Annotated in this window: 18 protein-coding genes and 2 pseudogenes; 9 read left to right on the plus strand and 11 right to left on the minus strand. The window is 74.0% G+C overall.

The annotated features are described in order from the left end of the window. Nucleotides 1–15 precede the first annotated feature (15 nt). From ABVB68_RS30120 to ABVB68_RS30130, 3 genes are read right to left on the minus strand one after another with little or no spacing between them, the layout of a single operon-like run. Complete coding sequence (locus ABVB68_RS30120; protein WP_353604339.1) at nt 16–720, minus strand: response regulator transcription factor; 705 nt, start codon at nt 718–720, stop codon at nt 16–18. A gap of 11 nt (nt 721–731) precedes the next feature. Then, a complete protein-coding gene (locus tag ABVB68_RS30125; RefSeq protein ID WP_353604340.1) occupies nt 732–1,478 on the minus strand; it encodes a L,D-transpeptidase family protein in 747 nt (248 codons plus the stop codon). A 40-nt stretch (nt 1,479–1,518) separates the two neighbouring features. Next, nucleotides 1,519–2,946 carry a M1 family metallopeptidase gene (locus tag ABVB68_RS30130; RefSeq protein WP_353604341.1) on the minus strand — a complete coding sequence of 476 codons (1,428 nt, stop codon included), beginning with the start codon at nt 2,944–2,946 and terminating at the stop codon, nt 1,519–1,521. Nucleotides 2,947–3,115: 169 nt separating this feature from the next. On the opposite strand from ABVB68_RS30130, the gene ABVB68_RS30135 reads away from it, so the two are divergent. Next, nucleotides 3,116–3,475 carry a DUF488 domain-containing protein gene (locus ABVB68_RS30135; RefSeq protein ID WP_353604342.1) on the plus strand — a complete coding sequence of 120 codons (360 nt, stop codon included), beginning with the start codon at nt 3,116–3,118 and terminating at the stop codon, nt 3,473–3,475. Here the strand turns inward: ABVB68_RS30135 and ABVB68_RS30140 are convergent. The 5 genes from ABVB68_RS30140 to ABVB68_RS30160 form a co-directional block, all read right to left on the minus strand. Next, nucleotides 3,430–5,286 carry a GMC family oxidoreductase gene (locus ABVB68_RS30140; RefSeq protein ID WP_353604343.1) on the minus strand — a complete coding sequence of 619 codons (1,857 nt, stop codon included), beginning with the start codon at nt 5,284–5,286 and terminating at the stop codon, nt 3,430–3,432. The two genes, ABVB68_RS30135 and ABVB68_RS30140, sit on opposite strands and share 46 nt — an antisense overlap. Beyond that, nucleotides 5,283–6,665: a tocopherol cyclase family protein gene (locus tag ABVB68_RS30145; RefSeq protein WP_353604344.1), complete on the minus strand. Its 1,383-nt coding sequence runs from the start codon at nt 6,663–6,665 to the stop codon at nt 5,283–5,285. The genes ABVB68_RS30140 and ABVB68_RS30145 overlap by 4 nt, the downstream gene beginning before the upstream one ends. Further along, complete coding sequence (locus ABVB68_RS30150; RefSeq protein WP_353604345.1) at nt 6,662–7,348, minus strand: FadR/GntR family transcriptional regulator; 687 nt, start codon at nt 7,346–7,348, stop codon at nt 6,662–6,664. Before ABVB68_RS30150 ends, ABVB68_RS30145 begins: the two co-directional genes overlap by 4 nt. 497 nt (nt 7,349–7,845) lie before the next feature. Continuing rightward, entirely contained in the window at nt 7,846–9,519 is a 1,674-nt protein-coding gene (locus ABVB68_RS30155) for an FAD-binding dehydrogenase (protein WP_353604346.1), read from the minus strand. 17 nt (nt 9,520–9,536) lie between these two features. Then, nucleotides 9,537–10,196, minus strand: a complete 660-nt coding sequence (locus ABVB68_RS30160) for a TetR/AcrR family transcriptional regulator (protein WP_353604347.1) — start codon at nt 10,194–10,196, stop codon at nt 9,537–9,539. Nucleotides 10,197–10,380: 184 nt separating this feature from the next. Between ABVB68_RS30160 and ABVB68_RS30165 the strand changes: the two genes are divergently transcribed. The 3 genes from ABVB68_RS30165 to ABVB68_RS30175 all read left to right on the plus strand — a co-directional run bounded on the left by ABVB68_RS30165 (nt 10,381) and on the right by ABVB68_RS30175 (nt 13,235). Continuing rightward, the gene (locus ABVB68_RS30165) at nt 10,381–11,010 is read left to right on the plus strand and encodes an alpha-ketoglutarate-dependent dioxygenase AlkB (protein ID WP_353604348.1); all 630 of its coding nucleotides are present in this window, start codon (nt 10,381–10,383) and stop codon (nt 11,008–11,010) included. A 212-nt stretch (nt 11,011–11,222) separates the two neighbouring features. Next, nucleotides 11,223–11,969 carry an MBL fold metallo-hydrolase gene (locus ABVB68_RS30170; protein ID WP_353604349.1) on the plus strand — a complete coding sequence of 249 codons (747 nt, stop codon included), beginning with the start codon at nt 11,223–11,225 and terminating at the stop codon, nt 11,967–11,969. Nucleotides 11,970–11,999: 30 nt separating this feature from the next. After that, nucleotides 12,000–13,235 (plus strand): DUF4032 domain-containing protein, encoded by a 1,236-nt coding sequence (locus ABVB68_RS30175; protein ID WP_353604350.1) that lies wholly within the window; start codon nt 12,000–12,002, stop codon nt 13,233–13,235. A 198-nt stretch (nt 13,236–13,433) separates the two neighbouring features. Here ABVB68_RS30175 and ABVB68_RS30180 read toward each other — a convergent pair whose 3' ends face one another. Beyond that, nucleotides 13,434–14,300, minus strand: coding sequence for a universal stress protein (locus ABVB68_RS30180; protein WP_353604351.1), 867 nt, complete (start codon nt 14,298–14,300; stop codon nt 13,434–13,436). 520 nt (nt 14,301–14,820) lie between these two features. Between ABVB68_RS30180 and ABVB68_RS30185 the strand changes: the two genes are divergently transcribed. The 4 genes and pseudogenes from ABVB68_RS30185 to ABVB68_RS30195 all read left to right on the plus strand — a co-directional run. Next, nucleotides 14,821–16,497, plus strand: a complete 1,677-nt coding sequence (locus ABVB68_RS30185) for an NAD(P)/FAD-dependent oxidoreductase (protein WP_353604352.1) — start codon at nt 14,821–14,823, stop codon at nt 16,495–16,497. Continuing rightward, nucleotides 16,494–17,954, plus strand: coding sequence for an ATP-binding protein (locus tag ABVB68_RS30190; RefSeq protein ID WP_353604353.1), 1,461 nt, complete (start codon nt 16,494–16,496; stop codon nt 17,952–17,954). Before ABVB68_RS30185 ends, ABVB68_RS30190 begins: the two co-directional genes overlap by 4 nt. Further along, a pseudogene (locus ABVB68_RS37025) lies at nt 17,951–18,103 on the plus strand (ubiquitin carboxyl-terminal hydrolase family protein); the annotation flags it as partial. The gene ABVB68_RS30190 and the pseudogene ABVB68_RS37025, both read left to right, overlap by 4 nt. After that, nucleotides 18,101–18,424: pseudogene (locus ABVB68_RS30195) on the plus strand (helix-turn-helix domain-containing protein); the annotation flags it as partial. The pseudogenes ABVB68_RS37025 and ABVB68_RS30195, both read left to right, overlap by 3 nt. 7 nt (nt 18,425–18,431) lie before the next feature. Here ABVB68_RS30195 and ABVB68_RS30200 read toward each other — a convergent pair. Both ABVB68_RS30200 and ABVB68_RS30205 read right to left on the minus strand, forming a co-directional pair. Beyond that, complete coding sequence (locus tag ABVB68_RS30200; RefSeq protein ID WP_353604354.1) at nt 18,432–19,655, minus strand: SGNH/GDSL hydrolase family protein; 1,224 nt, start codon at nt 19,653–19,655, stop codon at nt 18,432–18,434. 462 nt (nt 19,656–20,117) lie between these two features. Then, nucleotides 20,118–21,884 (minus strand): M4 family metallopeptidase, encoded by a 1,767-nt coding sequence (locus tag ABVB68_RS30205; protein WP_353604355.1) that lies wholly within the window; start codon nt 21,882–21,884, stop codon nt 20,118–20,120. Between the two features lie 334 nt (nt 21,885–22,218). On the opposite strand from ABVB68_RS30205, the gene ABVB68_RS30210 reads away from it, so the two are divergent. Then, nucleotides 22,219–23,412, plus strand: a complete 1,194-nt coding sequence (locus tag ABVB68_RS30210; RefSeq protein ID WP_353604356.1) for a serine hydrolase domain-containing protein — start codon at nt 22,219–22,221, stop codon at nt 23,410–23,412. The last annotated feature ends 5 nt before the right edge of the window (nt 23,413–23,417 follow it).

The following is a 23,417-nucleotide window of genomic DNA, read 5'->3' on the forward strand; positions in this document are numbered from 1 at the left end:
GAACACCCTCCCGTTTCACGTCCGTCCACCGCTCAGCTTGTAGCCGACGCCGAACACGGTCAGCAGCCGTACCGGCCGGCGCGGGTCGGCCTCGATCTTCCGGCGCAGGTTCATGATGTGCACGTCGACGGCGCGCTCGGTGGAGGCCCGGTCGAGGCCGCGGGTGTACCGCAGCAGTTGCCGCCGCGTGAACACCCGTTCCGGCTCCCCTGCCATGGCCAGCAGGATCTGGAACTCCGCCGGTGTGCACTCCACCGGCACGCCGTCGCGGCGCACCTCGTGCCGTACCGGATCGACGCTGATCCCGGCGGCCTGTACGACGGGGTCGTCGTCCCGGGCGCCGCCGCCGCGCCCGCTGCGCCTGAGGACCGTGCGGATCCGGGCCATCAGTTCGCGCGGGCTGTACGGCTTGGTCAGGTAGTCGTCGGCGCCCACGTCGAGGCCGAGGAGCACGTCGTCCTCGGCGGCGCGGGCGGTGAGCATCACCACCGGGATCCCCGGATCGGCGCCGGCGCGCAGCGCCCGGCACACCCCGAAGCCGTCGACGACCGGGAGCATCAGGTCGAGCACGACCAGGTCCGGCCGCAGCCGGCGGGCCGCGTCGAGCGCGGCCGCGCCGTCGTGCACCACCGTCGCGGTGTGTCCCTCGGCCAGCAGGGAGCGGCGGATGAGTTCGGCCTGCTTCTCGTCGTCCTCGGCGACCAGTACGTGTGCGCACACGGGTTCGGATCCTAGGCCGCCCGGCCGGCGAGCCAGTCGGCGTACCCCATGACGACGACCGGATGCCGGGCCGGGTCGAGGGTGCGCAGCAGGTGCTTCATGTGGGCCTTGGCGATGCTGACGCAGCCGTGTGTGGGTCCGCCGTGGTCGACGTGCAGCCACACTCCCCCGCCGCGGCTCGGGCCGAGGGGCCGGGTCCAGTCCAGGGGCGAGGTGCCGGGCCGGCGGTTGTAGTCGATGGCGATGACGTAGTCGAAGGAGCCTTCGAGCGGCTCGCCCTGGAAGCCGGTGCCGGGTGAATGGAAGCCGCCGCCGTGGTGGTAGGGCAGTCTGCTGCCGGGGTCCGGGAGGAAACCTCCGGCGTCGGAGAGGGTGTAGACGCCGAGCGGGCTGCGCAGGTCGCCGGACATGTGGTGGGCGCTCCAGCCGCGCAGGGCGTTGTGGGCGGGCCAGACGGGGCCGCCCTGCCAGCCGGTGGCGGTGCGCTCGTACAGGACGACCGTGCAGAGCGGGGAGTTCCTGCCCCGGCCGGTGACGACGACGGCCTGCCGGCTGCGCCCGGGTATCTCCGCGGCCCGGCTCGGCCCGAGTCCGGGTATGCCCCGGGGCGCCTGCTCCGCTGCCGCGGGGGCGGGGGAGGCCGTCGGCGCCGGCCGGCCGGACGCCGGCCGGCGCTCGGTCGCCTCCGCTCCCCCGCCGCAGCCGGTGAGCAGCAGCGGGGAGGCGAGGAGAGCGACGGCGGTTCTGCGTTGGATCATGCGTCGACCTTGGCCGACAGTTGTTTGGAACCGGTCAGGTTCAGGCCTTGTCCGGCTTGCCCTTCGTGTACAGCCAGGTGTGGAACAGTGGCTGCAGCCGCTTGCCGGACGTCCGTTCGGCGAGCCGTACGAACTGCGCGGTCGTCCCGTGTCCCCCGCGGTGCCCGGTCGCCCAGGCGCGCAGGACACGGAAGAAGTCCCGGTCGCCGACGGCCCTGCGCAGCTGGTGCAGGGTCATGGCGCCGCGCGCGTACACGGGTGTGCCGAAGATGTTCTCGCCGCTGCCCGGGTCGCCGGGCGGGTAGGCCCACAGTCCGTCGCCCGCCGGCCGGGCGTAGAGCGCGTCGAAGGTCTTCTGGGCGCTGTCGCCGCCGTGCTGCTCGGCGTAGAGCCACTCGGCGTAGGTGGCGAAGCCCTCGTTGAGCCAGATGTCCTTCCACACGGTCGGCGAGACGGAGTCGCCGAACCACTGGTGGGCGCTCTCGTGGACGAGCGTGCCGAGGCCGGGCGCGGAGTCGTAGAGGGGCCGGGTCTGCGTCTCCAGGGCGTAGCCGACGTCCGGGGCGTGGTCGACGACGGCCCCGGCGGCCCGGAACGGGTACGGCCCGAACAGCCTGCTCTCCCAGGCGAGGACGGCGGGCAGCTTCTTCAGCACGGGTGCGGCGGCCCGCGCCTCCCGCGGGTCGACGGCGTTGTAGACCTGGATGCCGTCGGGTGTGGTGTACCGCTCGGTCTTGAACGTGCCGATGGTGGCGGTGGCCAGGTAGGCGGCCATGGGCCGGGTCTCGCGCCAGCGGAAGGTGGTGCGTCCGTGCGCGGTGCGCTGTCCGAGCGGCACGCCGTTGGCGACGGCGGTGCGTCCCTCGGGCACGGTGATGGTGAAGTCGTACGACGACTTGTCCCTGGGATGGTTGTTCGCCGGGAACCAGGTCATGGCGCCCTGCGGCTCGCCCGCGACGAAGGCGCCGTCGTCGGTGGGGATCCAGCCGTCCGGCGAGCCGTCCGGGTCGGTGACCGGCTTCGGGGTGCCGTGGTAGGCGACGGTGACGCGGAACGACCGGCCAGCGGGCACGGCCTGGCGCGGGGTGACGACGAGTTCCTGGCCGTCGCGCCGGAAGGCCGCCGGGGAGCGGCCGACGGTGACCGAGGTGACCTTCAGGCCGTGGAGGTCGAGGTCGAAGCGGCTGAGCCGCTGGGTGGCGCGGGCGGTGAGGACGGCCTTGCCGTCCAGGTGGCGGCCGGCGATGTCGTAACGGAGCGTCAGGTCGTAGTGGCCGACGTGGTATCCGCCGTTGCCGCTGAGCGGGAAGTAGGGGTCGCCGGCTCCGGACGCGCCGACGGTGCCCGCCGACGCGGGTCCGGCGGCGGCGAGGAGTGCCGCCACGGCGACGGGCACGGTGGCGAGGACCGCCTCGCGGCGGAGCACGGTGGTCCGGCCTCGTGCGGGCTGTCTGGGGGCTGGCGTCACAGGGCGCTCCTCAGGGGGGTGGCTGATGATCGGCTGGCCGACAGACTAGGGGTGCGGGGAGCGGAATTCCCCCTGGTTCGGGTCAAGTCACACCGCGTCGGCGAGCCGGTTGTCCGGGGCGGCCGCAGTAGGCTCGTGGGACCGTCCGCCTGCTGCGAAAGGCCCGACCGTGAGCGTGCGTGTGCGCCGGATCTACGAACCGCCCGAGCCGGGCGACGGGCTGCGGGTCCTGGTCGACCGGCTGTGGCCGCGCGGCCTCTCCAAGGAGGCGGCGCGCGTGGACGAGTGGCCCAAGGCGCTCACGCCCTCGACCGAGCTGCGCACGTGGTACCACGCGGGAGAGGGCTCGTTCGAGGAGTTCGCCGAACGGTACGAGGCCGAGCTGGCCGAGCCCGAGGCGGCCGCGCTCCTCGACCGCCTCAGGGCGTCGGCCGCCGAGGGGACGGTGACGCTGCTCACCGCGTCCAGGGCGCCCGGGGAGAATCACGCCTCGGTGCTGGCCCGGCTCCTGCGGTCCGGGTCCAGGTAGCTCTCGCAGACGGCCAGGGCGGCCGCCATGATGCTCAGCTGGGGGTTGACCTCGGGGCAGCCGGGCAGGACGGAGGCGTCGGCGACCAGGACCCCGTGCACCCCGCGCAGCCGCCCCCCGGGATCCACCGGCGCGCGCCGCGGGTCGGCGCCCGCGGCGGCGGTGCCCGTCGGGTGGAAGGCCGACAGATGCAGGTCGCGGGGGCCGAGACCGGCGAGCAGCGCGTCGAGTTCGGCGAGGGTGCGGGCGCGGGGTGCGCGCGGGACGCCGGTGAGGACCTCGTGGGCTCCGGCGGCGAACAGGAGCTGCCCCATGGCGCGTACGGCCGTCATCAGGCGCTCCCCGTCGCGGGGATCGAGGTCGTAGCGGACGAGGGTGCCGCCCCGGCCCAGGACGCGGCCGGAGGGGCGGTCGGCGATCATGGCGCCGAGGACCGCGAGCCCGTCCGCGGTGTCGAGTTCGCGGCGCAGCGAGCGTCCGAGGCCGGGCAGGACGAAGCTGCTCATGCCGGGTGGGCTCGCGGTCGCCTCGATGAGGATGCCCCGGTCGTGCAGTTCCTCCACCGCGGCGCTCTGCAGCACGCCCCGCCACGACGTGACCGGCGTGCCGAAGCGGCCGGCCACGCTGGTGGCCGGGTGCACGCTGAGATTGCGGCCCAGCCGCGGATGACCGCCGAGGCCCGAGCGGCGCAGCAGCTGGGGGGTCTGCAGCGCGCCCGCGGCCGCGACGACGAGGGGGCTGAGGATCTCCAGTTCGCTGCCGTCGGCCCGTCGTGCCCTGACTCCGGCGGCCCGCGGCGGTCCGGGGCGGTCGTGGTCGACGAGGATCCGCCGCACGCGCGCGCCGGTGACGATGCGGGCGCCCCGGGCGCACGCCTCGGGCAGGACGGACAGTTGCACGCTCTGTTTGGCCCCCGTGGGGCAGCCGACCACGCACTGGCAGGACCCCTTGCAGCCCGGCGCGTTGCGGCGCAGCGGGCCGGCCTTCCAGCCCAGCCGCTCCGCACCGGCCAGCGCGAGCAGGCCGTTGGCGCCGAGCACGTCGAGGGGCTGGGTGGCGACGCGCAGGGTGCGTTCGACCTCGTCCAGCCGGGCGGCGAGACCGTCGGCGAGGTGGAAGCCGTACCGGCCGCTCCAACGGCGCAGCACGTGGTCCGGGGTGCGGTAGCAGGTGCCGGAGTTGACGACGGTGGTGCCGCCGACGGCTCGTCCGACGGGCAGCAGCAGCGGCGGGTTGCCGAGGGCCACGGTGGCTCCGCCGTCCCGGTACAGGTCGCTGAAGCGGTCCAGCGGGGTGCGGCTGCGGAAGGAGGCCGTGCTGTGCCGCGCACCCTCCTCCAGCACCACGACGTCGAGTCCGGCCCGCGCGAGGGTGCGGGCGGCCATGGCTCCCCCGGCGCCGGAGCCCACGACGACCGCGTCGGCGGTGGCCCGGTCGGGCCACCGACCGGCCGGGGTGCAGTCCAGGGGCGGGTCGTCCGGGGCGGCGGGGGCCGGCGGTGCCGGGATCCGTTCGGTGGCCGCGGCGAGCAGGACGGGGACCTTGAGGAGGTCGAGCAGCGGCAGGAGTGCCGGGCGCCGGGCGAGGGAGGCGAGCACCGACTCGCGTTCGCCGGGGGTGAGGGCGTCGAGGCGGCGTCCGCTGTGCGCCACCGCGTAGGCGTCGGCGGCCCCGAACGCGGCCCGTACTCCGGTGCGTACGGGGCGGGGCAGCGCGGACAGGAAGGTGTCGAGCCTGCCGGGCACGCGGGCGAGCCAGTCCTCCTCACCGGTGCCGGCGAGGAGGGCGGCGACCATTCCGTGGGCGCTCACCGGTCGCCCACCTCGGCGTGCGCGGTGCCGTCCAGTGTCCAGCGGGCCTCGGTGCGCCAGCGGCCCCACCAGCGCTCCAGCAGGATCCGTGCGTCGGCGGTCTCGCTGTTGCGGCAGACGGCCGGGGCGCCGTCCGGGTCCCGGTAGTCCAGGGTGAGCGTGCGCTCGGTGGGCTGTGTGACCTCGACGCGGACACGGCGCAGCAGGGTACGGCCGGTCACCGTCCAGTCGGGCAGGCCGATCCGGGCCCGGAACCGGCCCGCGCCCAGCAGTCCCAGCGCGGAGCGCTCCGCCCGGTGCGGCCAGGTGCGGCCGCGGTGGCGCAGCCGCAGGAAGACGAGGGGCGGCAGGCGTCGCAGTCCGGGCCGGGTGGACACGGCCGCGACGATCTCCAGGACGCCGCCGTCGCCGAGGTCGGCGTGCAGCCAGGCCCAGCGGCGGGCGTTGCCGTGGCCGTTGATCCGGGCGGAGGCGCCGGGAGCGCCGCGCAGGGTGAGGGTGCGTTCGCCGTCGTGGAAGGTGCCGTCGTACGTGGCCCGGGCGGCCGGCAGCATGTGGGCGGCGGGCAGCACGGGGTGCCGCCAGGACCAGCGGGGGAAGGTGAACAGGGGCCCGTCCAGCGGCTGTTCCGTGAGGTCCCAGGTGAAGTCGCCGGCGCTGCCGGTGAGTCGTCCCGGCCCGGCGGTGACGCCGTCGGCGGTGAAGCCGCCGGCCGGGCCGCTCCAGGTGTCGGGTCCGAAGCGGGCGTGGCGCACCTTCGCCCCGGGCGGGAAGGAGGCCGCCCAGCCGTGGGCCTGTGGCGCGGATCCGTCGGTGGGCGCGGTCAGTTCGTGGTGCACCCAGATCCCCGTGCCGGTCGCCGGGTCGGTCAGGGTGGTGTACCAGACCTCGGTGCGGCCGGGGCTGCCGTCCCAGCGTGGCGCGAAGTGCCCGGCCGGGTCCCGGCGTGCGGGGAAGCGGAAGCTGAGGAGGAAGGGGGCGAGGCCGGTGGCGAGGGGGAAGCGGAGCGTGCCCCGCCCGGCCCGGGCGCCGTCCTCGTACAGGGTGAACGGCAGGACGGTCATCGACGCGACCGGGTGGCGCGGGGTCACCGACTTCCAGCCGTCCAGGGTGAGGTCGCGGCCGCCGGCGGTGAAGGACAGCCGGTAGCGGACACGGCGGCGGGCGAGGGGGGAGATCTCCAGCTCGCCGGTGGCGCGAAGGTCGTCGGCCAGTCCGGCGATCCGCACGCGGCCGGTCAGCCGGGCCCGGGTGGTGCGGTGCGGGCGCAGCACCTCGTCGGCCTCGGCGCGCAGGTCGAGCCGGATCGGGCGGGGCGCGGGACCGGTGTCCAGGCGCACGGTGCCCAGCATGGTCTCCGTGAAGACGGTGCCCCTCATCGCAGTCCCTCCAGCATGATCCGCTCGGTCTCCCGCAGGTAGGCGTCGGCGGCGGCGTGCGCCTCGCGGGCGTCCCCGGACGTCACCGCCCGCACCACCGGGGCGAGTCGCCGGTGCGCGGCCGCCGGCTCGGTGAAGGGGCCCTGCAGGGCGGCACGGACGGGGAGGTAGGCGTTGAAGAGCGTGTTGGTCAGCAGCGCGTAGACGCGGTTGCCGGTGGCCCGGGCCAGAGCACGGTGCACCTCGACGTCGGCCAGCTGCACGTCGTCCGGGCTGCCGGCCTCGCGTACGGCGTCCAGGAGCGCCCGCAGTTCGGCGTGCTGCGACGGGGTGGCCCGGGTCGCGGCCCGCTCGGCGATCAGCGCGCCGATGGACCGCCGCACCTCGAAGATCTCGCGGACCCAGGTGGCGTCGTGCCGCACGAGCATCGGCAGCAGGTCGGCGCCGCCGAGCCGGGCGTAGTCGCGCACTCTGGTGCCGACCCCGTGCCGGGTCTCCAGCAGGCCGGCCTGGACCAGCCGGCCGAAGGCGTGCTTGAGGGTGGTGCGGGTGACGCCGTACCCGTCCGCGAGCCGGCGCTCCGGCGGCAGGTAGCTGCCCGCCGGGTGACGGCCGGCCAGGATGTCCTCGCGCAGCCGGGCCTCGAGCGTGTCCACGATCGTCTCGCGGGGCAGTGCCTCCACGGATCGCCTCCTCGGTGGGGCGGAATGCGGCGAGCCGGGGCGGCTCGGGCGACTGACTGGATCAGTGGCTGAGCCACTCAACCAGTAGCGGTGCACGGGGGTCAATCCCCGTGCCGCCGCGGGCCGTTCGGCGCCGTGCGGCGCCGTGCGGCGCCGTGCGGCGTGCGGCGCCGTGCGGCGTGCGGCGTCATGCGGCGTGCGGCGTCATGCGGCGTGCGGCGTCATGCGGCGTCATGCGGCGTCATGCGGCGTGCGGCGTCGTGCGGCGTGCGGCGTGCGGCGGGGGCGGCCGGTGCCACGCTCCGGCCGCCCCCACCCCCGCCCCGCCCCCGCTCGCTCCGCCCGCCTCCCCCACGGCCTGCTCCGCCCACCCTCGCTGCGGATTGCTCCGCCCGCCTCCCTGCGGCTTGCTCCGGTCGCGCCGTCACCGCGGCTTGCTGCGGTCAGGCCGTCACCGCGGCTTGCTCCGGTCCGGCCGTCGCCGCCGCTCGCTGCGGTCAGGCCGTCGCGTGTGCGGCGGCGCGTCCCGCCGCCCGTCCCGAGAAGAGGCAGCCGCCGAGGAAGGTGCCCTCCAGGGCGTTGTAGCCGTGCACACCGCCCCCGCCGAAGCCGGCCACCTCGCCGGCCGCGTACAGCCCGTCGATCGGCGAACCGTCCGTGCCGAGGGCACGGGAGTCGAGGTCGGTCTGGATGCCGCCCAGGGTCTTGCGGGTCAGCACGTGCAGCCGCACCCCGATCAGGGGCCCCGCGGCCGGGTCCAGGATGCGGTGCGGGGCGGCCACCCGGCCGAGGCGGTCGCCGATGTAGCGGCGGGCGTTGCGGATGCCCTGGACCTGGGAGTCCTTGGTGTAGGGGTTGGCCATCTGCAGGTCGCGTGCCTCGATCTGGTCGCGCACCCGGGCCGCGTCGAGCAGCGGTTCGCCGGCCAGTTCGTTCATCTTCGCCACCAGTTGCTCCAGGGTGCCCGCCGTGACGAAGTCGGCGCCCTTGTCGAGGAAGGCCCGCACCGGGGCGGGTGCGCCCCTGCCCAGCAGCCGGTCGCGCAGGACGGCCTTGCGGTCCTTGGCGGTGATGTCGGGGTTCTGCTCGGAGCCGGAGAGCGCGAACTCCTTCTCGACGATCTTCCGGGTGAGGATGAACCAGGAGTGGTCGTACGCGGCGATGTCCTCGGTGGTGCGCAGGTGCCTGAGCGTGTTCAGGGTGTCGTAACCGGGCAGGCAGGGGTCGGGCAGCCGGCGGCCGAGCGCGTCGAGCCAGATCGAGGACGGGCCCGGCAGGATGCGGATGCCGTGGCCCGGCCAGACGGGGTTCCAGTTCTGTAGGCCCTCGGTGTAGTGCCACATGCGGTCGCGGTTGACCAGCCGTACGCCCGCCTCGGCGCTGATGTCGAGCATGCGGCCGTCGACGTAGGCCGGGACGCCGGTGACCATCTCGGCCGGGGGCGTGCCGAGCCGTTCGGGCCAGTGGCGGCGCACGATGTCGTGGTCGGCGCCGATGCCGCCGGTCGTGACGATCACGGCCTGGGCGGTGAGTTCGAAGTCGCCGGTCCGCTCGCGGCTGGAGGCGACGCCGCGCGGCGAGTCGTCGGGGGCGAGGACGGTGCCGCGCACCCCGCGTGCCGTGCCGTCCTCGATGACCAGCTCGTCCACCCGGTGGCGGTGGTGGAAGGTCAGCAGTCCGTCCCGGGCGGCCTGCCGGGCGTACCCGACGAAGGGTTCGACGACACCGGTGCCGGTGCCCCAGGCGATGTGGAAGCGGGGTACCGAGTTGCCGTGCCCGTCCGCCCGCAGGTCGCCGCGCTCGGCCCAGCCGACGGTGGGCAGCAGCTCGATGCCGTGGCCCCGGAGCCAGCCCCGCTTCTCGCCGGCCGCGAACTCGACGTAGGCGCGGGCCCAGCGCACGCCCCAGGAGTCCTCGTCCTGGAGCCGGTCGAATCCCGCGCTGCCCTGCCAGTCACGCCAGGCGAGGTCGAAGGAGTCCTTGATGCCGAGCCGGCGCTGTTCCGGGGTGTCGACGAGGAAGAGCCCGCCGAAGGACCAGAACGCCTGGCCGCCGAGGTTGGCGGCGTTCTCCTGGTCGACCAGGGCCACCCGGCGGCCCCGGCTGGTGAGTTCGTGTGCCGCGACCAGGCCGGCGAGACCCGCTCCGACGACGATGACGTCCGCGTCCATGACGACTGTGTCCTTCCCTAGGGGTGCTCGCGGCCGGGCCGTGCCCGTGTCCCCGCGGGGGTGCGGCCGCCGTCCGTGAGCAGGGCGGTGAGCAGCTGCTTGAGCCAGGCCCGGGCGGCCTCGACGTCCTTGTCCAGCAGCAGTTGGGTGGTGACGCCGTCGTACGCGGCGACCACGGCGTGCGCGGCGCCTTCGGCGTCACCGAGCACGGCGGGCAGCGCGGTGTTGCCGCGGGCCCGGAAGAGGCGGTCGGCGATGGCCGCCCGCAGCCGCGCGCGGTGGCCGAGGAGGGCTTCGGCGACGCCCGGGTCGCGGGCGGCGTGCACCAGGAAGTCGGTCTTCACCAGGAGCCAGTCCACGTCGAGGAGCAGCACCTCGGCGACCCGGTCCACGGAGGCGGGCACGTCGATGTCGGGCCCCTCGCCGGCGAGCGCCTCGGCCACCTGGGAGGCGATGACGTCGGCGCGCTCCCGGTAGAGGGCGAAGAACAGCTCGTCGAGGGTCGCGAAGTTCGAGTAGAAGGCGCCCCGGCTGAACCCGGCCGCCTCGCAGACCTCCTCGATGGAGACCCGCCCGAAGCCCCTCGCGGCGAACACCTCGAACGCGGCGTCGAGCAGTCTGGCCCGGGTCCGGACCCGCCGCCGGGTGACACGCCTGCCCGTCTCTTCTATCGGCACCGGCCTCTCCGTTCGATACGGGAATGTATCCGATACACCGGTGTATCGAAAGGGTCCCGGGCACGCCTCCTTCGCCACCCAGGCGCTCCCGCCACCCGGCCCCGCTCACGCCCCCTCCCCGGGCAGGCGGCGACCCGGGTGATCATATGCGAACGCATTTTCGATTAAGGGGTACGCTGGGCACATGTCCATGAATCTCCAGGGCTCCCTGTTCGACCAGACCGACGAGCTGCGGCTCGGCCCTTTGGACGGGCTGCGCCGCACGGAGCTGGGCTCGGGCGCCTGGATCGACGTCCTGCCCGGCTGGCTGAGCGGCGCCGACGCGCTGTTCGAGCAGCTCGCGGCGGAGGTCCCGTGGCGGGCGGAACGCCGGAAGATGTACGACAACGTGGTGGCCGTACCGCGGCTGCTCGCCTTCTACAAGGAACACGACCCGCTGCCCCACCCGGTGCTGGACGAGGCGCGCTCCGCACTGTCCCGGCGGTACGCCGAGGAGCTGGGCGAGCCGTTCACCACCGCCGGGCTGTGCTTCTACCGCGACGGCCGGGACAGCGTGGCCTGGCACGGCGACCGCATCGGCCGGGGTGCCCGCCACGACACCATGGTCGCGATCCTCTCCGTCGGCGCGCCCCGCGACCTGCTGCTGCGCCCGGCCGGCGGGGGCGGCACGGCGGTACGGCGGCCGCTCGGGCACGGCGACCTCATCGTGATGGGCGGCTCCTGCCAGCGCACCTGGGAGCACTGCGTCCCGAAGACCAACCGGGCGGCGGGCCCGCGCATCAGCATCCAGTTCCGGCCGCACGGAGTGCACTGAGGCGGCCGGTTCCGGCCGCTCCGGCCGCTCCGGGTGCACCGGGTGCACCGGGTGCACCGGGTGCACCGGGTGCACCGGGTGCACCGGGTGCACCGAGGCAGCCGGTTTCCGGCCGCACCGTGTGATCGACGCCGGCACCCTGGTGCGCCGGCCGTCGGCGCATCTGGTTGGCTGTCCTCGACGATCAGCCGTTCCGGGCCCCCGGGGAGACCATGACCGCGGACGTACAGCAAGTCGCCGACGGCACCTACCTGGTGCACGGCCACGACACCAACTGGGTCATCCTGAAGGACGGCGACGCCGTCACCCTGGTCGACACCGGGTACCCCGGAGACCGGCCGGGGCTGCTGGAGTCCCTCACGGCGGTGGGCAGTTCACCGGAAGCCGTCGCCGCCGTGCTGATCACCCACGCGCACAACGACCATCTGGGCTCCGCCGAGTACCTGCGCGCCGCCCACGGCACGCCCGTCCTGCTGCACCCGGCCGAAGTCCCGCACGCCCGCCGGGAGTTCCTGCAGCAGGCCACCATCGGCGACGTGGTGCGCAACGCCTGGCGGCCGGGCGTGCTGCCCTGGGCGGTGCACGTGATCCGAGTGGGCGGCATCGAGCAGCATCCCGTCACGGCGCCCGAGCCGTTCCCGAACGACGGCCCGCTCGACCTGCCGGGCCGGCCCGTCCCGGTGCACACCCCTGGGCACACGGACGGCCACTGCGTCTTCCACCTGCCCGGCTCGGGGATCGTGATCTCCGGTGACGCCCTGGTCAGCGGGCACGCGACCTCGCGGGTCAAGGGCCCGCAGCTGCTGCCCGGCTTCTTCCACCACGAGCGCGCGCGGGCGCTGGACTCGCTGGAACTGATCGGGGCGCTCGACGGCGACCTCCTGCTGCCCGGACACGGCCCGGTCCACCGCGGGCCGGTGCGCGCGGCGGCCGAGCAGGCCCGGGAACGAGCCGCCTAGAACGTCCGCGCGGGCCTTAGGGTTCGTGCCATGGCCTTGCAGATCAGCGCCACCAACCCGGAGCACCCCGCGCTCCTGCTCGCCCTGCCCTGGGACGTGCCCCTGGAGGAGTGGCCCGAGGAGTACCTCGTGCCGCTCCCCCGCGGCATCTCCCGGCACGTCGTGCGTTACGCGCACGCCGGCGACGAAGTGGTCGCCGTCAAGGAGCTGGCCGAACGGCCCGCCCTGCGCGAGTACGGGCTGCTGCGCGACCTGGACCGGCTCGGCATCCCCGCGGTCGACCCCCTGGCCGTGGTCACCGGCCGCGCCGACGGCTCGGGCGCCCCGCTGGAGCCGGTGCTGGTGACCCGGCATCTGCGCGGCTCGCTGCCGTACCGGTCGATGTTCGAGACGACCATGCGCCCGGCGACCATGCACCGCCTGATGGACGCCCTCGCCGTGCTGCTGGTGCGGCTGCACCTCGCGGGGTTCGCCTGGGGCGACTGCTCGCTGTCCAACACCCTGTTCCGGCGGGACGCGGGCGCCTACGCCGCCTACCTGGTCGACGCCGAGACCGGTGACCTGCATCCGCGGCTGAGCCCGGGGCAGCGGGAGTACGACCTCGAGCTGGCCCGCGTGAACATCAGCGGCGAGCTGCTGGACCTGGAGGCGTCCGGCGCGCTGCACCCGTCCGTCGACCCGGTCGAGTTCGGCCACGAGATCTGCACCCGCTACAGCGGGTTGTGGCAGGAGCTGACCCGCACCTCGGTGTACCCGGCGGGCGAGTACCACTACATCGAGCGCCGGATCCGCCGTCTGAACGAACTCGGCTTCGACGTGGCCGAGATGCAGATCGAGCACTCCGCGGGCGGCGACACGGTCACCTTCGTGCCGAAGGTCGTCGACGCCGGTCACCACCAGCGCCAGCTGCTGCGGCTGACCGGCCTGGACACCGAGGAGAACCAGGCGCGGCGCCTGCTGAGCGACCTGGAGAGCTGGATGGCCACCCAGGAGGACCACGCCCCGGGCGATCCCCTGGCCGCCCGCCCCGAGGTGCTGGCCCACCGCTGGGTGCGCGACGTGTTCCGGCCCACCGTGCGGGCGGTGCCGCCGGAGCTGCGCGGCTCCATGGACCCGGCCGAGATCTACCACGAACTCCTCGAACACCGCTGGTATCTCTCCGAGCAAGCGCAGCGCGACATAGGCCTCGACACCGCCGTCGAGGACTATGTGAGGAACGTGCTGCCCCGGGCCAGGGAGACCCTGGAGCCGACGACACCGGCGTGACGTCCGGGGCCGGGGATGCCGACGGGCCGACCCGCACCCGGCTGACGACCGCACGGCCGCGGCAGCCGTACGGGGCGAGCGGCGCCGACGCGTCAGACGTGCGGACCGAGCGGCGCGGGCCCCAGCCCGCGGGCGGCCCGCACCCGGCGGCCGACCGCACGGCCGCCGCAGCCCTACGGGGCGAGCGGCGCCGGCTCGTCAGTCGTGCGGAACCACCGCCACCGGGCAGTCGGCGTGGTGCAGCACCCCGTGCGCGACCGAGCCGATCCGGGCGCCGACGGCCGTGCGGTGGGCCCGGCGTCCGACGACCATCAGCTGGGCGCGTCCGGCCACCGACAGCAGCACCTGCCCCGCGCTGCCCATCTCCACGTGCTCCGCCACGGGCACGTCCGGGAACCGCTCGCGCCACGGCTGCAGCGCCTCGGCCAGCGTCCGCTTCTCGTACGGCTCCAGACCGCCCGCGTCGTCCAGCAGCTTGAGCGAGCCGGGGCTGTAGGAGAAGACCGGCGGCAGCGTCCAGGCCCGTACCGCGCGGACGGTCGCGCGGCGGGCCGCCGCCGTCTCGAACGCGAACCGCAGCGCGGCCGCACTGTCCTCGGGAGCGCCGTGCTGGCCGACCACGACGTCCCGGCCGGCGGCCTCCGCCGCCGGCCGGTCGCTCGCGCGCACCAGGACCACGGGCCGGGCCGCCTCGGCGATCACCTGCTGGCCCACCGAGCCCAGCAGGAACCCGACGACCGGTCCGTGCCCGCGCGAACCGAGCACCAGCATCTCGGCCTCCGCCGCCGCACGGGCCAGCGAGTGCGCGGCGCCGCCCTCGACCACGTCGACGCTCTCCTGAAGCTCCGGGTGCCGCTCCGAGACGGTCCGCACGGCCTCGGCCACGCCCTCCTCCACCCATCGGCGCTGGGTGTCCCGGTCCGCCGTGGCGAGCGCCTCGGCATACCGCCAGGCGTGCAGCACCCGCAGGGGCAGGCCGCGGCGTACGGCCTCCCGGGCAGCCCAGTCGAGCGCGGCCCGGCTCTCCTCCGTACCGTCCACTCCTGCCGTGATCGGGCGTGCCATGCGTGGGCCTCCTCGTCGTCGCCGCGGTCGCGTGCCGCCGGTGTTCACTGCCGGTACCTGAGCGCACGAGCACGATGATCTCGCGCCTCGGGGCGCCGCACGATGATCTCGCGGCCGAGCCGCCGCGCGATCTGCGCGGAGGAGGGACGGGCGGGGCGGGCACGAGGTGCCGGCGGGCGCGGTTCACCACCGCCCGCCCAGGAGCCGCCGCCGGCGCCGGTGCGGGTGCCGGCGCCGATGCGGGTGCGGGTGCCGGCACCGGTGCCTGTGCCGGTACTGGTACCGGTGCGGGCGCCGCCGTCGGCGCCTGTGCCGGAGGGGAGGACGGCCGGGAACCGGCCGCACGTCGCCTCCGGTCCCCGCGGTCCGCCGGCCTCTTCCGCTGGTGCGCGGCTGATGTCCAAGGCCCCGCCGCCGTCCTGGAGCGGTGCCGGGCGATCGAACATACGATGGGTTGCGAACCGGTGCGGTGGTCCCCACGACACCGCCCGTGCGATCCGATGCCCGGGGTGGGAGACGCATGGCACAGGCCGCCGACGCAGCGCGGACCGTCATCCTGACGGTGGACGACGACCCGGGGGTCTCCCGTGCCGTCGCCCGCGACCTCCGGCGGCGTTACGGCGAGTCGTACCGGATCGTGCGCGCGGAGTCCGGCGGCTCCGCCCTGGAGGCGCTGCGCGAGCTGAAGCTGCGCGGCGACCTGGTCGCGGTGATCCTGGCCGACTACCGCATGCCGCAGATGAACGGCATCGAGTTCCTGGAGCAGGCCCTCGACATCTACCCGGGAGCCCGTCGCGTGCTGCTGACCGCGTACGCGGACACCGGCGCGGCGATCGACGCGATCAACGTGGTGGACCTCGACCACTATCTGCTCAAGCCCTGGGACCCGCCGGAGGAGAAGCTCTATCCGGTGCTGGACGACCTGCTGGGCGCGTGGCGCGCCGGCGCGTACAAGCCGGTGCCCAGCACCAAGGTCGTCGGCCACCGCTGGTCGGCGCGCTCCTCGGACGTGCGCGAGTTCCTGGCCCGCAACCAGGTCCCCTACCGCTGGTACTCCGTGGAGGAGCCGGAGGGGCAGCGGCTGCTGACGGCCGCCGGGCAGGACGGGCAGCGGCTGCCGCTGGTGATCACCCCGGACGGCGGCGTCCTGCTGGAGCCCGAGGCGCCGGAACTGGCGGCGCGGGTCGGCCTGGCGACGACGCCGACGGCCGACTTCTACGACCTCGTCGTCATCGGCGGCGGCCCGGCCGGGCTCGGAGCCGCCGTGTACGGGGCCTCGGAAGGTCTGCGGACGGTGCTGGTGGAGCGGTCGGCGACCGGCGGGCAGGCCGGGCAGAGTTCCCGGATCGAGAACTACCTCGGCTTCCCCGACGGCGTCTCGGGCGCCCAGCTCACCGACCGGGCACGGCGGCAGGCCACCCGGTTCGGCGCCGAGATCCTCACCACCCGCCAGGTGACCGGCCTGGAGGCCAACGGCGCCGCCCGCGTCGTACGGTTCGCGGACGGCTCGGCCATCGGCGCGCACAGCGTGATCCTCGCGACCGGGGTGCAGTACCGGCAGCTGGACGCCGACGGCTGCGGCGACCTCACCGGCTGCGGGGTGTTCTACGGTTCGGCGCTGACGGAGGCGAGCGCCTGCCTGGGGCAGGACATCTACGTCGTCGGCGGCGCCAACTCGGCCGGCCAGGCGGCGATGTACCTGGCGCGGGGCGCGAAGTCGGTGACGTTGCTGGTGCGCGGCCCGGACCTGTCGGCGTCCATGTCGTACTACCTGATCCAGCAGATCAACGACGCGCCGAACATCTCGGTGCGCTCCCACACGGTCGTCGACGCGGCGCACGGCTCGGACCACCTGGAACAGCTGACGCTTCGTCACACGGTGTCCGGTGAGAGCGAACGGGTGGACGCCCAGTGGCTGTTCGTGTTCATCGGGGCCGCCCCGCTCACCGACTGGCTGGGCGACACGGTGCTGCGCGACCGGCGCGGGTTCATCCTGGCCGGCCCGGATCTGACCGCCGACGGGCGGCCGCCGGACGGCTGGGAGCTGGACCGGCCGCCGTACCACCTGGAGACCAGCGTTCCGGGCGTGTTCGTGGCGGGCGACGCGCGCGCCGAGTCGGCCAAGCGCGTCGCGTCCGCCGTAGGAGAGGGAGCCATGGCCGTGATGCTCGTCCACCGCTATCTGGAGCAGTCATGAGCGGGCAGCTCATGCCGTGCAGCCCCCGGGAGGTCAGCTCCCTGTTCCTCTTCGAGAAGCTGAACCCCGAGCAGCTCGGGCGGCTGTGCAGCGAGGGACGGATCGAGCTGTTCCAGCCAGGGCCGGTGTACACCGAGGGGGATCCCGCCACCTGCTTCTTCGTGATGATCGAGGGCACGGTCGTACTCTCCCGCCGGGTCGGCGGTGACGACGTGGAGGTCACCCGGACCTCGCAGCCCGGCGTGTACGCGGGCTCGATGCAGGCCTATCTGGGCGACCGGGTGCGGCAGGCCTACAACAACTCGATGCGGGTCACCGAACCGACACGGTTCTTCGTGCTTCCGGCGGACGTCTTCGCCGACGTCATGCGGGAGTGGTTCCCGATGGCCGTGCATCTGCTGGAGGGCCTGTTCTTCGGGTCGAAGAACACGCAGGCCGCCGTCGGCCAGCGGGAGCGGCTGCTCGCGCTCGGCTCGCTGTCGGCCGGGCTCACCCACGAGCTGAACAACCCGGCGGCGGCTGCCGTCCGGGCCACCGCCACCCTGCGGGAGCGGGTCGCGAAGATGCGGCGCAAGCTCGGCGTGATCGCCGAAGGGCCGTTCTCCCGCGACGCCCTGGCGGCCCTGATCGAGATCCAGGAACGCACCGCCGAGCGGGTCGCGAAGGCTCCCGCGCTCAGCCCGCTGGAGGCGTCCGACCGGGAGGACCTGCTCACCGACTGGCTGGAGGAGCACGGCATCGACCGGGCCTGGCAGGTGTCCCCCACCTTCGTGCAGGCCGGACTCGACGTCGACTGGCTGGAGCAGATCGCCGCGACCGTGGGCGAGGACATGCTGCCGAACGCGATCGGCTGGCTCAACTACACGGTCGAGACCGAGCTGTTGATGGACGAGATCGACGACTCCACGACCCGGGTCTCGCACCTCGTCAACGCGGCCAAACAGTACTCGCAGCTGGACCGGGCCCCCTTCCGGGAGGTGGACGTGCACGAACTCCTCGACAGCACCCTGCTGATGCTGTCCGGCAAGCGGGGCCCCGGCATCAAGCTCGTCAAGGAGTACGACCGCACGATCCCGCGGGTGCCCGCCTACCCGGCCGAGCTGAACCAGGTGTGGACCAACCTCATCGACAACGCGGTGTCCGCCATCGACGGCGCGGGCGGCCAGGGCACCTTGACGGTGCGTACCGCGCTCGACCACGAGCAGGTGCTGGTGGAGTTCCGGGACACCGGCCCGGGTGTCCCGCCGGAGATCAAGGGCCGGATCTTCGACCCGTTCTTCACCACCAAGCCGGTCGGCCAGGGCACCGGCCTCGGCCTCGACATCTCCTGGCGGATCGTCGTCAACAAGCACCACGGCACCCTGCGGGTCGAGTCGGTGCCCGGCGACACCCGCTTCCAGGTGCTGCTCCCCCTGACCGCCGAAGCGCCGGCGGAGGAGGCGGAGGACTCCGTATGAGCGCCGTCGACGGAATCGACCCGACCGCCCCGCCGAGCGGCACCGGCTGCGTGGAGTGCGAGGAGGCGGGCGGCTGGTGGTTCCATCTGCGCCGCTGCGCGCAGTGCGGGCACATCGGCTGTTGCGACGACTCCCCCGCCAGGCACGCGGCCCGCGAGACGGCGGCCGGGCTGGGCGCGGCGCCGCTGCTCGAGCGGATCGACGCGCTGACCGGGCGCGAGCGTTCGGCGACCGCCGCGGCCGCGGACCGCGTGACGCCGCTGACCGCTCGCGAGCGGGACGTGCTGCGGCTCCTCGCGCTGGGGCACAGCAACCGGAGAATCGGCGAGGAGCTGTTCATCACCGGCAAGACGGCCAGCGTGCACGTGTCCGACATCCTCGCGAAGCTGGGCGCCGCGGGCCGTACGGAGGCGGTGGCGATCGCCCACCGCCGGGGTCTGCTGGCGCCGGAGCCGGCCGGGCCGGGCTGACGCGGCCTCAGCGGGTGCAGTCCAGGCCCCCCGGGGCGACGGAGTCGGCCAGGGCCCGCATGCCCCTGTCGCTGGGGTGCAGGTGGTCCCCGCCGTCGAGGGACGGCGAGATCCGCTCGGGGTCGTGACGGTCGCGCAGCGCGCGGTCGAAGTCGGTGACGCCGTCGAAGTCGCCGCTGCCGCGCAGGAACCGGTTGACCTCCCGGCGTACGGCTTCGGCGGCCGGATCCCATTCGTACCAGCCCTTGAAGGGGGCGACGGTGGCGACGACCACGCACCTGCCGGCCGCGTGGACGCGCCGCGCGAGGTCCTGGTAGCCGGCGATCAGGTCGGCGGCCGTGACGCCGGTGTGCGCCTTGATGTCGTTCACGCCCTCGGAGAGGAACACGGTGCGCACTCCGGGCTGGCTGAGGACGTCCCGGTCCAGCCGGTGCAGGGCGCTCTGCCCGCCGTCGTCGTCCGTGAGGAGCATGTTGCCGGAGATGCCTTCGTTGCCGACGCCCTTGACCGGTGTGCCCGCGGTGCCGAGGCGCCGGGCGAGGTAGTCGGGCCAGCGGCGGTTCAGGTCGGTGCCGGACCGCCAGCCGTCGGTGATGGAGTCGCCGAGCGCCGCCACGGCGCCGGTGCCCCGGCCGGCCGGTCGTACGGCGACGGCGTCCAGGTACCACCAGGAGCCGGTGGTCCGCGTCCAGTCGCCGCCGCTCTCCTCGGCGGTGTGGTCGCCCCGGCCGGTGTACGAGGTCTGCATCGCCGTCCAGTGGCCGGATGCCGGGCCGGCCGCGTCCGGGGTGCGCAGGCTGACGACGAGATCGCTCCCGGCGGGCAGCCTGCCGGGCAGCGGGTCGCTCCAGGCGACGGCGCCCGCCGGGATGCTCACCGTGTGTGCCCCGCCGAAGGTCAGCCGCCGGTTGCTGCCCGGCCGGAGCGCGGCGCCCCGGTCCCGCAGACCGGCGTGGACACCGGTCAGGGTGAGCGGCCGGTCGCCGAAGGCGTTGCTGAAGCGGACCCGCACCCCGCTTCCGCCCACGCTGGTGCGGACGATCAGCCGGTAGCCCTGGCCGGGCGTGCCGTGGCCCATCCGGCCGGCACCGGCCGCCCAGGTCAGGACGTCGGCCGTCCGGGCGGCGGGTCCGGACGGTGGGCCGGCCGCGTGGGCGGGGCCGATCTGCCAGGAAAGGGCCGTCAGCAGCGCCGCGGCGACGCGGCAGCCGCGTCCGAACGGGCCGCTCACCGGGCGGGGTCCCGTATCGTGACGGACCCGCCGGCCCGGGTGCGGACCGTGCGGGACCTGCCGTCGTGTCCCACGCAGGCCATGCTCCCGCCGATACGGCGGAGGCGCACCTCGGTGGACTCGGTGTCCTGCCGGTTCAGTCCGCAGAGGAAGCCGCCGCGGGCCCCGGCCGGCGAACCGGAGGCGCATCCGGGTCCTTCCGGATGCGCACGCCCGGCGCTCCCGTCGGGCGGCTCCAGGCCGTCACCGCGCCGTGAAGTCGCTCCGCCTGGACCCTCGTTCGGTCGATGGGCCCTGTCGGCTGGAACGTCCGGAAGAGCACGGGGTCATGGTGCCCGTGGCACCGGCGGGAGCCGTTCGCGCCCGGACGTGCGGATGCCCCGCGCGAGGCGGGGCATCCGGTGGTGCGGGGGTGTGCCGGTGCCCGTCGGTGACGGGCGCGGCGAGTGGGCGGCGGGTCCGTCAGTGACGGGCGCGCGGCGTGTTGGCGGCGGTCACGTTGACCGCCGACCACGCCTTGTCCACCGTCTTGTACTCGGTGCTGCCGGCGCCGTACAGGTCCTTGGCCGCCTTCAGGGTCGCGATGCGCGCCTGGTGGAAGTCGGTCGTGGAGACCATGTAGCGGGTGAGCGCGCGGTAGTAGATGGCGGTGGCCTTGGTCCGGCCGATGCCCTTGACCGCGATGTTGTGGTAGGTCGGCGAGTTGTAGTCGACGCCGCCGATCCTCTTCTTGCCGCTGCCCTCGGCGAGGAGGTAGTAGGCGTGCGAGGAGACACCGGAACCGGCGTGCACCTCGGTGTAGTACACGTCCGGCGACCAGTAGTCGACGGTGCCCTCGAGCTTGTCCAGCGACGGGTGGTCCAGGCGGCGCAGGAACTTCTGCGCGAGGCCCAGCTTCTCACCGACGAGGTAGTCCGGGGTGTCCTTCGCGTTCTTGGCGTAGAACTCGACGTTCGAGCCGAAGATGTCGGCGAGCGACTCGTTCAGCGAGCCGGGCTCGCCGAACTGGTTGCCGTCGGTGTCGATGATGGTCGGCTGCAGGTTCGCGGTCGCCTCCACCACGCCGTGGGTCAGTTCGTGACCGGTGACGTCGAGGACGACGAGCGGCTTCTTGAACATCTGGCCGTCGCCGTCGCCGTAGAGCATGCAGGTGCAGGTCGGGTCCCAGAAGGCGTTGGCGATCTGCTTGCCCCAGTGCACCATCGCCTGCGCGGGCTTGCTGTCGCCCGCGATGCCCTTGCGCTTGAAGGTGTTCTTGTAGAAGTCCAGCGTCTTGGTGATGCCGTACTGGGCGTCGGCGGCGGCGCTGACCCGGCTGGAGGTGCTGCTGTTGCCCCAGACGTCGGAGGTGTTGGTGAACTTCGTACCGGCGCTGAACTTCTCCGTGTACGAGCCCTTGGCGTCCCGCGTCTCGGTGCCGTACCGGCTCAGGTCCTTGAGCTGGTAGTGGCCCCGAGAGGTCTGGGTGGTGGTGAGGCCGACGTTGCCCACGAAGAGGGTCTTGCCGGTGCCCTTCGCGGGCGCGGGGTAGCGCGCGGCGCCGGACAGGCCCGAGCCGAGCAGGCCGGCGGCCGGCGCGGACGAACCGGCGCCGGTGGACGGGTCGATGGTCTCGCCGCGCCGGCGCAGGGTGTCGAGCAGCTTGGGCGACAGGAACTCGTCGCTGTCCGGGGTGTTGCTGCGCACCTTGCCGGTGACGGCGTCGACGACCACGGTGTGCGTGCCGGCGGCGCCGCTCACGGTCACCTGGTAGGCGAGGGCGGAGGCTCCGCCGCGCGCGTCGACGACCAGCTGGGCGGCGCTCGCGTCGCCCTTGGCGGCCTGGGCCGCCTTCGCGGCTGCCTGCCGCGCGCTGAGCCTGGCGTGCGAGGTGGCCGGGGCGACGGCGTGGTCGGCCGCGCGGGTCACGCCCGTGTAGGCGAGCTTGTGGTCGAGGTGGACGATGAGGTCGCCGCCGAGCACCGGCAGGTCGCCGTGGGTCCGGACGAAGCGGACGTGCCGGGCACCCTCGGGGTCGATCAGGACGTCCCGGGGCTGCAGTTCGTCGCCCTTGGAGACGCCGGTCGCCGCGGCGTGCGCGAAGGCCGCGGTGCGCGCCGCCTCCACCACCGCCGTGGCGTTCGTGGTGGCGGACGCGGCGGACCGCTCCGCACCCGTCGTGGAGGGAACGGCGAGGGCCGTGCCGGCCAGGCCCGTGGCAGCCGTCGTCACCGCGACGGCGACCGCCACGGAGCGTATGTGCGGTCTACGCAATCTGATCAGGGTTCCTTCGTTCGAAGGCAGCAGGGATCCCCAACCGCCTTGATACGCAGCGCAGTTGCGCGCCACAGGGGCGGGTAGGGCCCCGGGGTTCACCCTTACGGATCAGTCATGTCCACGTAAAGCCGGAATGATCCATTTCGCGAACTTCTATGGCAATCCTTTGCAAAGGGGCGCCACAGAGTGATCGCGAGCCGGACGACTGTGTGTCGGCTGTGGAGACGACACCCTCGTCCCCTAGGTTCCAAGGCCGGAATGTGACCGACGTCGCATCAGAACACCTACGGATGGGAGAGGGTGCCGAATGGTATCAGCCATGGTGGGCCGGACCGCGGCCCTCGGAGCGGTCGCGCTGTCGCTCCTCACGGTCCCGGCGCGCGCCGCCGACGGGGCCCCGGACACGCCCAGGACGGCGCTCGCCGCCCCCGACACGGCGGGCGTGGCCTCGGTCCTGCGCTCGGCCGTGGACCGGGGCGCGCCGGGTGCGCTGGCCCGGATCGACGACCACGGCAGGACGTACCGGGCCACCCAGGGCATCGCCGACCGCGGCACCGGCCGGGCCATCGCCACGGACGACCGGTTCCGCATCGGCAGCGTCACCAAGACCTTCTCGGCCGTGGTCCTGCTGCAGCTCGCCGACGAGAACCGGCTCTCGCTCGACGCGCCTGTGAACCGCTACCTGCCGGGGCTGCTGCCCGACGACCGGATCACGGTCCGCCATGTGCTCGGCCACCGCAGCGGTCTGTACGACTACACCGAGGACATGTTCGCCCGCAGTGTCCCCGGCTTCGAGGCGGTGCGGAACAAGGTCTTCACCTACCGGCAGCTGATCGCGCTGTCCCTGAAGAAGCCCCGCACCAACGCGCCGGGCGCCGCCTACTCCTACTCCAACACCAACTTCGTCGTGGCCGGACTGCTCATCGAGAAGCTCACGGGACAGCCGGTGCGCGCCGCCTACGAGAACCGCATCCTCAAGCCGCTGAAGCTGCGCGACACGTTCTACGTGCATCCGCGGAAGACGATCCCCGGCCGGTACGCCCGCGGGTATCTCACTCCGGACGCGGCGGGTGCCCAACTCGTCGACGCGACCGAGCAGACGGTCTCCTGGGCCCAGAGCGCGGGTGCCGTCATCTCCAGCGCCCGGGACCTGAACACCTTCTACGCCGCGCTGCTCGGCGGCAGGCTGCTGTCCGCTCCGCGGCTCGCCGAGATGGAACGCTTCCAGCGGGTCAACGACACGACCGCCTACGGGCTCGGCCTGCGCCGCCGCGACCTGTCCTGCGGGATCTCGGTGTACGGCCACACGGGCGCGGTGCAGGGCTACTACACGTACGCCTTCGCGACGAAGGACGGCGGGCGCGCCCTGACCGCCGTGGTCAACACCTCCAACAACGGCAAGGTGCTCGACACGCTGGCGGGCGCACTGGAGCCGGCGTTCTGCGGAAAGACGGCGAAGGCGCCGCGCGACAGGGACCTCGCGGGGCGGGAACCGGAGTAGCGGGA

The sequence above is a fragment of the Streptomyces sp. NPDC096012 genome (genome assembly GCF_040426375.1).
GTDB lineage: Bacteria > Actinomycetota > Actinomycetes > Streptomycetales > Streptomycetaceae > Streptomyces.